This is a genomic window from Evansella clarkii, assembly GCF_002019695.1.
GTDB lineage: Bacteria > Bacillota > Bacilli > Bacillales > Salisediminibacteriaceae > Evansella > Evansella clarkii.
The window spans coordinates 184752-202084 of sequence record NZ_MTIV01000022.1; the positions used below are offsets into that span (position 1 = coordinate 184752).

10 protein-coding genes are annotated in these 17333 nt (G+C 43.4%); all 10 read right to left on the minus strand.

All coding sequences use genetic code 11. The annotated features are described in order from the left end of the window. Positions 1-216: 216 nt before the first annotated feature. Complete coding sequence (locus tag BK582_RS26100) at positions 217-786, minus strand: hypothetical protein (protein WP_078598669.1); 570 nt, start codon at positions 784-786, stop codon at positions 217-219. Between the two features lie 87 nt (positions 787-873). Then, positions 874-2343, minus strand: a complete 1470-nt coding sequence (locus BK582_RS26105; RefSeq protein ID WP_078598670.1) for a hypothetical protein — start codon at positions 2341-2343, stop codon at positions 874-876. A 451-nt stretch (positions 2344-2794) separates the two neighbouring features. Beyond that, the gene (locus BK582_RS26110; RefSeq protein ID WP_169910860.1) at positions 2795-3193 is read right to left on the minus strand and encodes an HU family DNA-binding protein; all 399 of its coding nucleotides are present in this window, start codon (positions 3191-3193) and stop codon (positions 2795-2797) included. 25 nt (positions 3194-3218) lie between these two features. Beyond that, the gene (locus tag BK582_RS26115) at positions 3219-3977 is read right to left on the minus strand and encodes a hypothetical protein (RefSeq protein ID WP_218190786.1); all 759 of its coding nucleotides are present in this window, start codon (positions 3975-3977) and stop codon (positions 3219-3221) included. Between the two features lie 253 nt (positions 3978-4230). Then, entirely contained in the window at positions 4231-9528 is a 5298-nt protein-coding gene (locus BK582_RS26120) for a hypothetical protein (protein WP_078598673.1), read from the minus strand. 190 nt (positions 9529-9718) lie between these two features. Further along, a complete protein-coding gene (locus tag BK582_RS26125) occupies positions 9719-10912 on the minus strand; it encodes a type IV secretory system conjugative DNA transfer family protein (RefSeq protein WP_078598674.1) in 1194 nt (397 codons plus the stop codon). 410 nt (positions 10913-11322) lie between these two features. Beyond that, positions 11323-12210, minus strand: a complete 888-nt coding sequence (locus BK582_RS26130; protein ID WP_218190787.1) for a type IV secretory system conjugative DNA transfer family protein — start codon at positions 12208-12210, stop codon at positions 11323-11325. Between the two features lie 643 nt (positions 12211-12853). Next, positions 12854-14122: a DUF7487 domain-containing protein gene (locus BK582_RS26135; protein WP_078598676.1), complete on the minus strand. Its 1269-nt coding sequence runs from the start codon at positions 14120-14122 to the stop codon at positions 12854-12856. A gap of 577 nt (positions 14123-14699) precedes the next feature. Beyond that, on the minus strand, positions 14700-15272 hold the full coding sequence (locus tag BK582_RS27965; protein ID WP_244895517.1) for a hypothetical protein: 573 nt from the start codon (positions 15270-15272) through the stop codon (positions 14700-14702). 67 nt (positions 15273-15339) lie between these two features. Continuing rightward, positions 15340-17160, minus strand: a complete 1821-nt coding sequence (ltrA, locus tag BK582_RS26145) for a group II intron reverse transcriptase/maturase (protein WP_078598677.1) — start codon at positions 17158-17160, stop codon at positions 15340-15342. Positions 17161-17333 lie beyond the last annotated feature (173 nt).

Below are 17333 nucleotides of genomic sequence, written 5' to 3' on the forward strand. Positions count from 1 at the left end.
GATTTTGCTTATAGTTTAACATAAATATCCAAACCCCTCCTATCGATCTTTTCAGACCAACACGTGAAACGAAAAACACCACCCCTTTTATAAAGGAGTGGTGTCGTGAAGTTGTTCATTTTCTCTGTATCCATTTTCCCTTTTTAAACTTCAACGGGACCGACAGTTATATAGTTACATTCAATTATTGAAACAACTATTGGCTTTCTAATATATTTAAAAATTTTCGATCATGGTGTTAAATCTATTATACGCTAAATAATTATATATATTTTCATTAATAATGTTGTTGAAGTTGTAATGATTAAGCTCAGGATTAAAGGAAGAGGGGTTATCTGGGTCTGCCAGCAGATCGTGGGTATCTTCCATCATCTTCAAAAATTCACTTAGGAATTCTTTCTCAGAGGGGGTTAGTTCAAGCTCTTCGTAAAATGGGTTAATATCAGGATCAATAAGCCCGTTACTCAGTATATGTGACACTCTAAAAAAATAGGATGAACCACCTGAAACATCTTTGATATACATAGAAGTCTCTGCCAGAAGATTATCCAAAGCATCGAGGTCCGACTTTAGATTCATGAGAGCATTTACGAATTCTTCACCAACTGGATCATTATGAATGAAGCCCTGAGTACGTGTGATCGTTTTATGTAATTGTTGGACAAATCTGTCGCTAAAAATCTCAAAGTGTCTTTTTTCTTCCTGATATGTTCGCAGATATTGGTAATTAAACACCGTGCTGATTAATAGTAAAATGCTTAATGTTATTACAAGATTTTTATTCATACTAACCACCTTATCTTTCAGAATGCACCTGAGTTTATTATAACTCAGGTACATCTTTATAAAAGAGTTTCATACAATGTTACTCTTTTATTCTGGAACAAATAAGTTTGTTCTTACATCCGTTTTATAGTAATTGCTAGGTCTGAAAAATAGATTACCTGTAGGTATATGAGCAATACCTGTTAATTTAGCATGTGCGTTTTCTGCTCTTAGGATATTGTTTCCCAGGTTTCCGGATACAGCTCTTACTACAGTTCCATTATAGTCTATTTGGTCATCATAATTGGGACCAAAAAAGGATTCAGTTCTTAATTCTTTTACCTCGTATGGTGTAAGTGCTTCCCATAAATCTATTACTCTTTCCCCGTGTGGAAGGCGAGAAACAAAGTATCTTATCGGCTGATTTGTCTGCTCTAAATCTTGCCCATCCAATATACTTGATATAAAGACATTCCTGCTCGTATGACTAAATTGAGATATTCCTATTTCAAAGTTTTCAAAACTTATACCTCCGTTATAGTACACAACACTTAAATCTTTTGTTAACTCGTTATATTCAACCAATGCACCATGGAGGACTTCGTAGACAGCGTGTTGGTGATAAATACCTTCACCATCAATACCAGTATGGTAACCTGTTGGAATTATCATCGATAGTTGTGTTAGTGTATTATATCCTTGCTCACTACTATAGGCATAATAATCATAGCTTGTACCAGACTGAGCTCGCCACCGCTTCCATCCTTCTCCTTTAAAAAGATCCTCCACGTAAATTCCACCGTAAAAGTTCTTCTCTTCCAAGTTGATGCTATTCGTTGGAGACTCTTTTAGGTCACGAAACAGTTGGTCTAAACGATCATACCTTATATTAATATCTTCCCAATTATCACTCTCGGAAGGGTTAGTCCCGTATATAGAGAACTCAGGCTCCTTAACTACATTATTACCTTCATCGTCAATGATTGTCTCTGGTGAAGTCGTTTCATTAGTAATCTCAACTTCATCTTTGAATTGAGATTTATTATTAATGTTTAGCAACGGGATAATCTTATCAGCTAGTTCAAAATGGTCATACCCTTCTACCTCTATAAAATTCACTGAGGATTGATATAATCTCTCAAACGTATTTTCATCAATTTCTTGTTCAAAACTAATCCACTCCCCATTATCTTTATGTTCTAACACAAATGAGAGAGTAGTATTATCCATATTCTCTACTCTGAACTGTAATACGTTAAAATCGTCAGAGTCAATGTCACCTACAACTAAATTTTCAGCATAGTGCCCGTTATCAATCGGATAGATTTCACCAGCAAAGGCCAGATCAAAGTTTTGACCATTGATAGAAATTAATCCATCACCATTAACTTCCCCGTTCTCCTCTTGAATGACAAATTGACTTAGGGAGTATGTATTGTCAGCAGCGTCATTCTGAATGATCTCCCCATCCACATGGTCCATTGGAATTATTAACGTATCTGCATCTGAAGCTAAAGTCTGATTGGTAAATATAGCAGAAAGTAAGACTAAAAGAACAAAAGGTATTAGTTTCTTCATCAATAAACCTCCCAAATATTCAATTTTTTGCTATCAATCTTTTTAAATGCATACAACATGACAACCGCTTGTCTGAGCATCACCACCATTTTGTGAGAAAATATTAAAAATTAAGATTACTAAACTTGCAATCTTAGACTATATTAAAAGGAAAAAAAATGAAAATATGATTTTCCTGTAAATTTCAAATTAATTTAGCAATAAATGGTATAGAATACAAATAAATACCATATTCTCACAAATGTTAAATGTTTCTATATAAATGTCGTTTATGCAAATAATGCAAAATAAAACCATATATGTTATAGGGTAGGAGGAGCGAAATACCCCTCCTTCGCCTTATACCTCTCGAAACGTACGAGGTAGAACATTTCAGACCCTTACATTTTAAGTTCCAGACCTAAACGAAAAACACCGCCCCTTTTAAAAAGGAGCGGTGCCATGAGTTTGTTTATTCAGATGGTGCTTCTCTATTCATTCGCTGTTTGGCTATTTCCTTACGACGCTCGCGCAGCCGTTTTGCATACGCAGGACTTGTTCGAAACGCCATCGCTTCTCGCTCCGGCACGTCGTATTCCTCTCCGGTAACGGGGTTTCTGCCGACACGGGGGGATCTCCTTGATAAGTACCAACTACCCTTCCCGTGCATTTTTACCTCATTCCCGTTTTCAAGTTCCTCACATATGCTGTCCCACATGGCATCGAACGCGACCTTGATCGTATCTTTATGAATACCTGAGCGCTCTGAGGCCCGTTCTTCGATGTAATTTTGATTGCGCACATGGCCGCCATCATCTACGAATGGTTTTTCATCACTCTTTTGGGTGTTCTCTCTCTCTTCTGCACTCATGTGCACCACCCTCCTTTCAGCTATATCATAGTTCCGGACCATCGTCTTCCAGTTCGACATCCCGCTCATCGAACCCGTAATCATCCCCGGCAGTTGTCTTTTGATACGACTGACCTCGACCTCGGATGTACGTATCATAGGACTTGTCGTAGTTGTTACCTTTCATTTCTTGCGCTGCCAATTCTTCTTGCTTCACTTGCTGATACGAGCGGCGAGTAGGCGTTGTCACCGGTGCGTGTCCTGCGTAGGACAATCCAGCGGCTTTCATTTCCCCTTCCCGACTGAATTGCTTTAAGAGGTCACGCTGCATCACATTCAGGTCTGCCTCGGTAGGCTCTGTCTGAAGTGGATTCACTCCATCATTGTCCTGTACCATACGGTCATAATCGGCGTGAAAATCGACCGTTTCCCCTTCATACTTACTTTCAAACGAATCAAACGTTTTTGTATAAAACGAAGGATGATTGGCGGTAAACGCATCGAAATTGCGAACAAGGTTTTTCTCCCTATCCGGAGAAAGGCTTTCCCCGCCCAGTTCTTTCGTCGATTGTTTGTATGCGTCCAGCATAATATCACGAAGGACGGTATGATCCGGATTGTCCGCGAGGATGACTCCTCTGCGCCGGAACGAATGCTGGATCTCATCTTTTAGGATTCCGTCGGATTCAGGATCGCCTGACTGTGCCCGGTAATACATAGACTCGTAACTGTTTTTAATACGACCTTCCGCTGACAACTGTTCAATTTGTTCTTTTCGCATCATCTTCACCATAAGACACGCCACTCCTTTAGTATGAGGTATATTAAAGAAATAAGCTATTGTTCGTGTGCCAAATGGGAAGAGTCGAAAAAAACACCTCCCATTCAGTATATCACGAACAAACACTTACATACACAGCAATTTGCCAATTTTTTTGATAACTTTTTCTATTTGTTTTACTGGTTTTGAAATCCGTCTCATTTCCTTTAATGTATAATTTTACCAGTGGTTAGGTAAAAAAAAGAAGGTCGGTCCCCCCACCTTCTTTTTAGTTGGATTAAAGAGCGATCCCCGCATCTTCTTCTACAGAGGCTGGAACTGGTTGGGCCAGACCTTCTGTTTTCTCAGGTGACGCTTTTACAGGTTCTATGATACGCTGCGTATCTTTCTTCGCGAGCTTGGTCTGCTCTGTCGCTTGGCGCATGGTAAACGGAGCAAATCGTTTGTTCTGCTCCCCTTCCAGAAGAGACTCCCCGTTAATCGCGAGTTTCGTAAGTTCATCATAACCGCCCCCGTAGGCCACGCGGTCCATCGGAGATCCTTTGATCGCCATCGCATCTTTCAGCGGGAGGATCTGCCCGTTATGGGTCAGCGTCTCGGTTACCGAATCAATGAATTTCTCATTGACATCGACCCGCATCTTGTTCTCCATGATGTCGGAGAGCTGTGTTTTGAACGTATGCGGTGTGAGCGAGCGCTTCGGGTTATTCACGTCTTTCCCGCGGAACGTTTTGTTCATATCATCCGTTAGGATTTCATTCACTGTACGAGCATGATCCGCGTCGTGCTTAATCTGGAGCGTACCCTGCGTGAGCGGATACATCGATTCCAGTGCCGCTGTGATATCCTGGTTACGCATCGTCGAGACGAGCTTCTGGCTGAACGCTCCTGCAAGACCAGTATCATCGGACTTAACGCCTGTGGCGTACTGAATTTCCCGGGCGTCATGCTCGGTCTTCTTGCCTGTATGATACTCTTTGTAGTCGTCTAGCTTTTTCGGACTACCTTTCGCCCCGTTATCCACCATTTGCTTAAATGAATTGAATACCGCCTCGTCATTTTTGAACGAAACGAAATCTCCGCCAAAACCGTGCTCTCGGAACAGCTTGTGGCTGTATGCGTTTAAATCACGCTGAGACTGCTTTAAGAGTTTTGGATTCGAGCTCTTTGCGTTCTTCTCGGCTTTTTCATACAGCTTTTTCGGGCTGTCATCCCCGAGCTTCTCCGCTCTCGCTTCGGCACTCGCTAAGTCCATTCCTGTCTGGAAGTACAGCTCGTCTTTTCCTGAACCTTTATCGATCATGTTCGCCCAGTGAGAGAATTTCTCGACCAGGTCTTTATTGGCTGCTTTCGAATCGAACTTCATGATACCCATGGTGTCTCCATCGAAATCCATATCGTGTGACTTATCCGCAATCGGGTTAATTGCAATCCCGTGAACCGAATCGTCTTTCACGACTGTCATAGCACGGATCGCCCCATCTCGCCATACCGGATCACGGAACGCCATGACAACGTCGCCTTCTTTAGCATCCAGCGCATCCATCATGTCCTGATTCATCCCCGCTTCCCCGATGTTCAGTCTCGGGTCTACAACCGCTACTCCTGTAGCAGAATGATTCATACGTTTCCCCATGATCTTGTCACGGATAAAGCTGTGTTTACCGTTATGGCCGCCGTCAAATTGCCGATCAATGATGGTGGACTGGATCTTATCGAAATGGTCTTGCGCTTTCGCCTGCGCTTTCTCCTTGGCTTCGTCCGTGTCGGCTGTTGTATAGTCATAGACGGCATCGTAGATGTTCGCGTAATGGTTCGTGAAATCCGATCGTCTCATGGAGCCGTCCACCAATTCTACGTTCTGGCGAAGTGACGCCGATAAAACCGGAATTTCATTGGTTGTTCTACCATTTTTAAACTCTACTTCAAATGGCACGTCCAGGAAGCCGCCCTGGTCTTTAATTTGATCTAAAAACTCACCAGAGTCCACGTCCGGATCATACGTAAAGTGGTGTCTCTCCTCATCGGCATGAGGGGTATACTCATTCATGATGGTGCCATCCGCTTTCATATCCAGACCAGTTGCGATCAGGTATTCACGGTACGTACTCCAAGCAGAATCGTTTCGGCCATAAATTTCATCCAGGATGCCGTTCGCTTGCTTAGATTGCAGCGCCCAGGCAAGCTGACCGCTTGCTTTACGACCTTTTCCTTCAAGAACGTCCTCTCGGGTATACGCGTGGGTCTTGTCATCCACTTTCATATCAGTGACGATGATGTTCAGCTGACCCATGGCTCCTTCGAATGTCTCCCCGGTATCCGGATCGACAAGGTCTTTCACTTCACCGTCCATGAGCTCTTTTACCACTCCGGCATTGTGGCGGGAGAGCATGGAATACGGCGCACTCACCACATCAAGCTCAGGATTCGCTTTCATGAAGCGTACTTCTTTATCAAGCCCCTGCTTTTTCGCTTCAGCAGGGTCCATGTCACGGTCAATGACAATCCCGATTGTTCCTTTGTTACCACCGAAGTCAGAGAGCTTATCTCCACGCTGCAGCGGGCGGAAGCGACCGTGTTCTTCCAGGAACGACTCCATGGCTTCGCCCGCTCTTGCACGGCTGCTACTGTCTGTCACACCTGTCCACGCGTTATATAAATCAACACCTTTGTCCAATAGTTCCCGGGACCACAACATTCCACTACCTTTTAAGAGCATTGCCGGGTCTTGGTCTGGGTCGACCGCCAGCTTCTTAATCGTGCTGTCCAGTACAGCCATGGATTCTTCGTTTGGTTTGTGGCCAAAGACTTTGTTACGCTCAGCAAATTCTTTTGAAACGGCGTAGCTGTCATCGAATGTCCAGCCGCCAAATGCCATCAGTGCTGTATTGACGTTTTCATCGACTTTTAGAGCGGTCATCAACTGGTTAGATGACATTTGGTTACGATCCCACGCGTTGAATGACTTTTTATCAAAGTACGGAAGTTTTTGAAGCGCCGTTTTATCCGGTGCGTACGTTCCGTCTTCCTGTAAAATCCCCTTAGATGGGGTCACGCTTCCGTCTTTGTGGACCTCGGCGCCATCTGTTAAGTACCAGATCAACCCTTGTGTCTTACCGGTCCCTGTCATGGTTGTGTCCGCATAGTTCTCAATATCTTTATCCAGCACCCGCATATTCGTCTCTCCGGCCACTTTCCAGTAGCTGAATGCGGATGTGTCATCTTGGTTGCCATACTCCCGGTTTGCTGCTGTTTCCGCACTGGTTGTCGCATAATCAGAGAACTGGTTATCGAAACGCACACGGTTGGAAAGTGTCTGTAGTATCGCACTTTTTGTAGCAGTATCTAACTGGTTTGTTTCCATGAAATCCAATTCAATACGCTTGCCGTATACATCCCCGTGATACAGACCATTAATACCGCTCGCATCAAGCACTGTCGGTATTGTACCGATCGCAGGGTCGAGCGGGCGAGTCATCTGGTGCGTCACTTTCGCACGCAGCTGCTCCGTTAAGTGCTGTTCAAACCCTTTGGCACGAAAACGATTCATACGATCGTCGTAATCCCCTTCAAACGAGAAGTAGCCAGTATATCCCGGAACGATCCCGTAGTTGTTACCACCCTGGAACTGCGTGGCGATAATTCCGTTTTCATCCGGTACCATAACCTGTCCGATTTCTCCGTTTACTTTTTGCCACATCTGGTCTTTTTTCTTGGAACCAGTTCGGCGGTTTCCTTCCCAGCGAATAACGCCGTTCTCATCGATTTTTACGTCCGGATTGGAGCCGAACCCATCTTCCCCGACAAACCCGCCGGATTTCAGCGTGTCCTGCACAGTTGTTAGAGCCTGCTTCAGCATTGGATGTTCTATCTCGTCGATAGACTTTGCCGTTTTCGGATCAAATGCAATCAGGCGTTCTCTCATGGCATTGACTGCAAAGTCATTTCCTTTGATTTTGTCCAGATCATATTTGACGGTTTTTAGAGCCGCCATCATCGCATCCCGTTCGTTACCTCTACCGGTTTGCTGCATATGATCGATAACAAATGCCGGATTGAACCCTCTCTCGTAATCCCCTGTGATGGAATTCTGTACGGTATTCAGGTAACCCATTCCGCCATCCTCGCTGTGAATGGCCATTTGTGCAGCACGCTCTTGCGCTTCACGGATAATATCATCATTGGAATATAACTTCTCCAGCTCCGCCTGGAATTCCGGACCGGTAATCAGCACGTCTTCGTTATCCAGTCCTGAGTCGATTAAGGCTTGCAGTTCTTCGGCCTTGAATTGGTCCGTTACAACCGCCTGAGCATCCCCGATCGCTGTTTCGATGTACTCTTTTGCTTCTGCTTCGCCGGCAAAAACAAGAGAGCGATAACGGCCTTTTATAGGCTGTACCTGGAGGGATTTCTGACGATCCACCCCATCCAGCTGAACACGGCTGGATTCACGGCTGACGGATTTCACGACTTTTCCTGTCTTGTTTCCTGTCACGTAATCCAAGAGCGCAATGGAGTCACTAGCTTCGAACTTCGTATTTTCTTTTACGGATTTAGAACCCATTACGTTAAAGTAATACGCATTATACGCATCGTATACACGACCGATGTAGCTACCGTTAGCCTCGGAATCGAAAACGCGGACATTAATGTTCTCCCCGGCATTCATGCGAACTTCGATCTGATTTGGATTCCCGTTTTCACGAACGTTGAAGTCATAGCCGTTTGAGCGCATATGCTTGAGCAGCTCGACGCTGTTTTCTGCAAGTTCGTAATCGAAAAGCTGATCTTCCCCGATATTTTTCGCTACAGCCTCCGCGTCGGCTTTTGTGAGGTAAGCACCCATCACATGAGAAAGACCTCGATATTCCTTCCCATCGTATTTACCTCCGTTCCAGCCGAGCAGCTGTTCGTTGGATATAATAACGGCATCTTCGGATTCCGCAGGCTCATTCTGATTTTCTGGCCCATTCGCCCCAGCCGGAGTGGAAACAGCTGCCTGGTTGAACCCTGCCCGCTCGTTTTGTGCTACACCTGCTACACCTGCTGCAGCAACCGTAGATTTGAACGTGAAATCCGCATCCGTACGATCATGAAAAGTCACCGCATCTCCAGGATTTAACTCACGCGCCGACTTTTCTTTATGGACGAAAAACGCTTTTCGCATTGGTTCGTCGGCCTGATTTAAGATGTTATCCCGGATGACCGGATCAGTGACAACATGCAGGTAATTTCCTTCTTGCGCATGTTTATCGTATTCGCTCCGGGAGAGCGCCCACATTTCTGCGACCCCTTTATCTAAAGACTCGTATTCATCCAGCTTCCCGAACGAGGTCGCCCCGGTAGAACGAAGCAATCGAACGAAATCGCTCGGCTTGGCCTTCATTGTGGCAAAGTCCATCGGCTGCCCATCGCGTTCCCATTTGTCACGGAATTCCTGCATGAGAGAAGGTGTTACTCTTATTCCTTGCTTTTTCAAATCACCCATCGTCTGTGAGAGCATAACCATCGTGGCATACTCAGCGATGTCCTGGTATCGGGTATCCGTCGTCTGTTTTTCTATTGTCCCCAACATGTCGTCAAAACCCCTTTCATTTTGCTCTGTACACAGCGTTTTCATATCGTTTTAAAAACAATTTACATAGCTTAATTATACCATAGAAAAAAGAGGCCGAAGCCTCTTTGGTGGGGTGATTTGTTAAACATTCCAGCATATTCCTGAAACAAAACAGCAGTTTTACCCCTTGTATATTTTCTTTTGTGTGTTAGTTTTGCATTTTCAGCTGATACGCCCGTTTCGCTCCCTGTTCAAATCGGCCACCGGCAAGGTCCCGCCACGATTCCAACTCCGCCAGAAACTTGATGAATTCATCCGTGACTTCATAGAATACTTCATTGGTGTCTCCTTCGCCGTACACGCGCGTCTCGGCGTCCATCTCGGCGTTTTCCAGTGACTGGATGTCTTCCCGGTCAGCGCCCTTACTTGTCCGCACGTACATCACACCGGTATCGCTGGTGAGCTCTCCGTTGTCATTGACACGGAACCCCGGGGCGTCTTCGAAGTATTTCTGTGATTCGGCATATGCCTCAGCCAAGACCTTATCGAGCTGACGGTTCACCTGTCCGCCAATCGCAACTAAGTCCTCCCGGCTGATAAGACCACCCGCATACCGTTTTTGCTGATGCGTCTCCTGCTGGCTCTGTGCTTTTGCCGCTTCCTGAACCACCTCGGTGTTTTCCTCGGCAGCATCCAGGATATTGCCGAATTCATCCATGTCCGGTACGCCTTCCATATCTTCCGCGAGGTTTTCCCCGGCCGGGCGGTGTTTGATATTGTACATCTGTGAGTTTATTGCATGCATAATATCATCTGCGACAACGTTTTGGTCAAGACGGATTAGATCCGTCTCTGAAAGCTCATACGCATCCAGGTACGCCTGTTTCATCATACCTGCCATCTTCGCCTGTTCCAGACGGCGCTCCAGCATATTAAAGAAGTCCGGCTGGTTTTTACGTACGTCGAAATCCTTCGCGCTGGAGTTTGTCGGAATCGTCTGCAAGCTAAATTTCTTACCTGGCAGATTAATTTGATTCTGAAATAATCTCCAACTCATCGGATATGCTGTTTCATTACGATTCCAAATCGGGCTTACACCTGCTTTAATCACGATGGAATTACGCTGCTCAATAAACATGAAGTCATTGAACTGGATAACCGGGCGCTCTTTTGTCGCCATCGTATAGCTGATTTTTCCTTCGTTTTTATACCAAAGCCGTTCATTGTCACGCGTGACGGTCTTCTGATCCACACGCGCTTCGTGCGTGGTACCTGACATTTTCACCAGGGTGTCGATCATGGAATCATCCGTGGACTTTAAGAACACGATATTCTCGGTGTTACCTTGGATTATCTTATCTACTGATTCGCCGTAAACATCGGATGTTTTATTTAGGCGCAACCCTAAACTCTATGTCAATTCATAGCACCCTCATTACAAGGCGTGACCTGACTATATGTCAATCTGCCCGTAAAGGCAGACCATCTATTTTTCGAGGTGTCATTCGCTTACACCCCTACGGGGACACCATCCCCTAGTCGATGAACGTTCTCCATCACACGTATGTGTGACTGCGGAGATTCGTAACCAAACAGACCCTTGTTGTCAGCGATTAGGAACCGTATCTGACGGCTTTTGTTTCATCCTTTCGCCATCCCGCCATGCGATGATCGCACTCTTAACTTCTTTCTGCTCTCGCTCCTTCACGCTTGCCTTTTCAAGCTACGTTGTGGCGTGCGGGCTCTTTAGGTCGTTCAAGGTATTTAACTGATGTAATGGTACGCACCCATTACGGATACGCAGAGATATTGTCAGGCGACGACAACGTCTTCTCTGAGCTGCTGTAAAGTTTGGAGAATAAGCGTAAATTGCTGTTCCTGGCCAAGGCCTATACTCAGCATCGTCTGCAATGCAGGTATGCCGTTTCCTTCCGACTGCAAATTGCCCACTTCGTCCAGCATATACCTTGTTTTATACAGCGGTTTCTGGTTTTCTTTTGTGAGATACGAGCTCTCGAAATTCACATCTACCATCTGTTTAATTAAAATCAAGATCAATTTCGCATAACTCATAAGGTGAGGTGGCGTGATAAAAAATATTGCTTTCGGACGTTCCGTATACTTCACAGTCTTCTGGCTGAACGCCGGAATCTCGACGATTTCTTGTTTCCTGTTTTCATCAAGTAAGTCGTAATACCGGCGCTTTACGACCGTGTCGCGGTACTCGAACTTGTTCTTCTTTTTGTTAAACCGAAGCTCCCGGAGCGCCCCGTCTTTTATGATTTTCTTGTTGAGCACAGGGTCTTTCACGTACCGGCGTCCGGACAGGTCTGTTTTAAAGGTAAGCTCCAATTCAAAATAAAACGTCTTGACGAGCAATCCTGTCTTCGGATTCTTGATCTGCAGCTTGATATAACTCTTACGCTTTTTGAACTTCCCATCAAAGAAGTAGCGGGCCCATCCTTCCCGGTCAATCGTTTGTGTGTGGCCGAATGTTTTTTTATCGAGCTGATTTTCAAATGCCGGGTCTTCATAAGCGGTCCAGACAGACTGCAAACCGACCAATTTATATTTCTCAAGATACTCGGACGCAAATCTCACCCCGATCCTTCGTGGGAACGACAGGCCTTTCGCATCGAAATTCTGTGACGGTTTCCCGGATGTTAATGTAGATATTGTTGGGTCTGTAAAGAATGACATGGCTGTCACTTTTGCATTCATACAGAGTCGCTACACTCTATACCGCTTAAAAATCAAGCCGCTTGTGCTTTCACACAAGAATAGACTATATCAAACACTCAGAGAGTGTCCCCCCGTTTCCCCCACCAATCGCTTGTGGAGTACGCCTATCATACATAGGACTTATTAGTCGTTGAAGCCTTTATCTTATAGAATAAGATAACTTGCCTGCTGATTACCCATTGTGGTATCTGTTTCATTTTCAAACCGTCACGCTTATCGTCACCGATTACGTTGTGGTTGAAACAGCTTTAGGGTTTCCCAGCAATTAGAGGGGTTTCGATTATGTGTCTCCACATAAAAGCCCTAATCAATAAGGCGATGCCATATACAATAGTGATAGGTAAGATTTTGATGCGATCTCCATCTTTTCCCCCACTCCACACCGTGCATGCGACTTTCATCGCACACGGCGTTCCATCAAAATAGCAAACTGTTCAGATTTATTATTTTGAAATAGACCGCTCATAAAAACTAACGCTAATGGCTGGTAGCGATAACCTTATGACAACTTCCACATAGCACCTAGTTCAACCGAATCTGCTTCAAATGCTTGCATCATTTCGTAGCACCGCCACCTTTACGTTGTAAGTTGGACACATTATCAATCTATTATCCAGGAATACTCTTTATCATAGTCTTTAGCATCGGGCATTCCTTCATCCACCCACATATAAAAATCAAGCAAATCTGCATCCCAAAACACGACATAGTTCAATTTATTATCTCTAGCCATTTCGCGTTTGCGCACATCACGAACTGTCCATGTTTGAATGGCATTATCGTAATAAGGAGAATTCTTATTTTGCCAAGATTCCACTAAATCCTCGTCCATCATCCCATCTGAACCATACCAATGTTTACCGTGTGTCCATGCGGCATTTAACTCAATAAATAAATCACGACTTTTAATATAAAAGTCACACATGAATGGATAGCGACTGTCTTTATATTGTCTAACGACATCTGCTCCAAAAGTATTATATAGCGATTGATACATGAATTCTTCGGGCTTCGACGTATTAAATGTGTTATTCTTCCGTTTTGTTTCATTATTTCGCTCTATCATTACAGGTAATGCCTCACGAAAACTCTCACTCTGGGAATAATGTTTCGCACCGTATTTCTTTAGTTGTGTGATCTCACTTTTCTTCAAAATTTCGGGCAAACGACTTTGGTATTCTTCCGATTGTGCATAATTCGGTACACCGTATCGTTTTAATAAAGTTATTTCATTTTTATCCCTAAATTCATCTGTTTGACTATAATGACTCACACCGTATTTCGCTAACATTGATGTTTTATATTTATCTCGGTATTCATCCGTCTGCGTATAGTTATCAACGCCATATCGGTCACGCACCGTATTTACCAATTTATCTTTAAACGCATCTACGTACATAACATTATCCACACCATATCGCTCACGTACCGTCTTTTTAATACCATCCACCCTCGTTGGGTGATTAGTTACAGCAATAGAGCGTATGGCATTGGCACATTCTGGACAACCAGAACCTTGAATGTGTGAATTAGCTTCTTGTTCAAACGCTCCATGCTCTCCACATTTAATAATCACTTTGTCGCGATTTCTGGTAAACTTTGTTTCACTATAATCATATTTATTATTATGTTTCTCATTTGCTTTTTTAATAAACGATGACAGTGTCATTCGTGCATTAGGTGCGCATTTCGGGCAACCTTTACCTTTGGTGTGGTTTCCTGCAATTTGTTCAAAAACACCATGAACCGCACAAATGATTTTTACTTTAGAATCTCTATTTTTATAATCAACTAAACTATAATCATATCTCTCACCATGATTTGCTTTCGCGCGCTTAATCCATTCATCTGTTGACAACTTAATCGCCATTTTACCACCTGCTATGTTTTCATGTTATACATTAATTATAACATGAAAACACTGACAGCCCAACGTTTTGCATTATAAACAAAGGTTTTAACCCTTGTTTATCTGAACAGTTTGCTATTTTGACTTGTGGCCATTGCTCCCACCCTCATTACAAGGATTATCAACGCTTCGACCACTACTTTTCAGCACCCATTCATCTGCTTATCATTCTTCGTCAGATTCCTAAACGGTGAGTACCTTTCGCTGTTCCGTATAATCTATCTGTACATATATAGCCGTAGGTTCCCACTTTGACTATTAAAACCACAAGTATACCTGTAATATACTATGGGAGTTCATTTACGCCACATTACTACCCCACAATTCCAATAGTCGTTCATTCGCAGGTTCGTCAGTTTGATTTAACAAACATTCTAACCATAGCTATTTTATAGACTCCCGACTTATAAAAAAGCCGACTTCACCGAGCTTCGCACATACTACGTTTCCGCCATGTATGCACGTCGGAGATTAGAGAGCGCATTTCAAGACGTTACCCTATCATTCTGCGCTTCGATTATACAGTTTACCAAGCAAATCAAGCCGCTTGGTAGCCTATCTTTTCAATAGACAACAACTCGCACGACGCAATTGTTTTATCCGAGCCAGCCATAGCCCGTAATGCATTATCCGTGTTTTGAACGAGCTTTCTCATTTCATTTTGTGGCAGCTTCGCCGTAGCATCAAAGAACAGTGTCAGAAAGTCTTTTTCTTTCACGTTTTCATCTTCGTCGATTTTGATGACAGACGGATCGGTCGATTTCTTGGCCGACAGGACAACGAATAACTGGTAGGCATTATACAGCGTGACTTTCCCCCACATGTCATCCAGTTCCTGCATGAGTACCTTCTCCGGTTTCCCATCGATCTCCGCCTGCTTACGCACGCGTTTTTCTTCTTCCAGATAGAAATCAATCAAGCCGAAAGCGGAACGCTTAAAGGCGTTGTTCGCGGCGTTAGGCCACATGGGATCATCAGCACCTTCTTTCGGGAAGAAGATATCCCCGATGTTTTCGATATACGAAGCGGCTTTAGTGAAATCCCCTTCACGTGCGGACTCCGCCGCAAATCCTAACGATGTCGATAGGTAAGTCTTTGATGTTATCTCCAACTTTTCCCCCGACCCACACCGTGCGTGAGAGTTTCCCCTCACACGGCGTTCCATCAAAACACATTGTTTACATTATTGGTGAATTACTAACTAGATTTCGAAGTTTGTTCAATGTATCTATTTGTTTCTTAGTCATATTCAACTTCAATTTATATGCGTTAATTGTCGTTGAATCCGTAGCGTGTATAAGTATGTGTATGTCATGTGACACCCATACTAAGTTCTTAAATTCATCTGTACCACCATCAATGCGTTGTATTCTGTGATGGCAGTCCATTTCTGCGGGGTGGAATCGAACACCCAACACGCCACATTTACCACGCTGTGCTACGTATTTAGAAATCCGATTATCTCGGAAATCCACTCTATTGTTAGAACGACTTCTATTTCTGTGAATATAAGTGATATACGCACTTGGTATCGCTTCGGTTTTACTTTTCTTATTCAGTAATTCCCTACCGCTTTTAGTATATAAGTTGATACCCTGTGAAAAGTTCATCGGTTTCTTTGTGCGAATTGCATATAGTGTTTCCAAAGGAGTGTCGGTAATTTTCAATATCTGCGTATTAGGCTTCATGCCTACGTTTCGCTTTTTATAATCCGCGTCTAATGTTTGATATGTCCCCCATTCACCTCTATCGGACAGTCTGCTTTTGATTGTTCGATAGATTAATATACTTGAAAGGTTGCTCGCAACATTCGTCGCGTACTGATAATACGACTTAACACCTTGCACATACGAGTTATAATGTATAGCACTTTCGGGTGAATCCGAACTGTATCTAATACGCTTTATGATGTCACGACTTTCCTTTTTGATTCTTGTTATCGCACCATCAGATATGTCAGTCTTAGCGACATATCCGTATCGTGTACCACCTTTTGGTATCACTTTAATCTTGAAACCTAAGAATTCTACACTTTTCTCACGCATGTCTACGACGCTGCACTTTTCTTCACTTACATCTAACTTTAGACGATGTTTTAGGAAATCACATATTGCGTGATAAAACCTTATTGCGTGGTCGTATGTTCGACACATGATTTTAAAATCATCAGCGTATCTCACAATGTAACCACTCTTTAGGTTTGTATTTCGCGCTTTCAAGTTCAAGAAATTAACTGTTGATTTATAACTTGAAGGGAAGTCCACCCATTGACTAGCGACCCATTTATCTAGTTCATCCAAATAGATGTTTGCTAGTAGTGGTGATAAGATACCACCTTGCGGAACACCTTTATTTTGTACCCCTTCACCCTCAACAGGAGCATCTAGCATTTTAGAGATAAGGGATAGAACTTGTTTATCCCTAATACCACTTGACCACAGTTGGCGTTTTAATTTATCATGGTTCACATTATCGAAAAATCCTTTAATGTCAATGCTCACACAGAAGTATTGTTTACCCACGTTTATCAATGATACCAACCTCGATAATGCGTGACTTGCATTGCGATTATCTCTGAAACCATAACTATGCTCATAGAATTTGGCTTCATATATGGGTGACAATACTTGCATAATACATTGTTGCACCAATCTATCACTAATGGTCGGTATACCTAGCGGTCTTAATTTACCATTACCTTTTGGTATATAGACCCTACGCACAGCCTGTGGTTGATATTTCGCTAATTTCCCTTGAACCATTTCGACTAATTCATCGTCAGTCAGCTCATTGAGTTCGTTAATGTTTTTACCATCAACACCCACTGTATCTCGCCCGCTGTTATTCCTAATTCTTCGATACGCTAACAGTATATTGTTACGGGACTTTATAATAGGATATAACTTTTTGAAGTTATCACCGTTTTTACTGTTCGCATATAGCGTATCAAATGTTTCTTGCATCTCATACATTTCGAAATCTCTTAATTTATCACTCATGCTATCTGCATCCCCTTCCTAGTAGGAATTTGATACATCTAATGTTCTTAATCGAATTAGCATGATTTCACCTAATATAAACAATACATTCTGACTTGAGGTCTTCCCTCCACAGCTTATTATCACTGCTTCACTGGTACTACACCTCTACTGCCACCCTTATTAAGTCACGT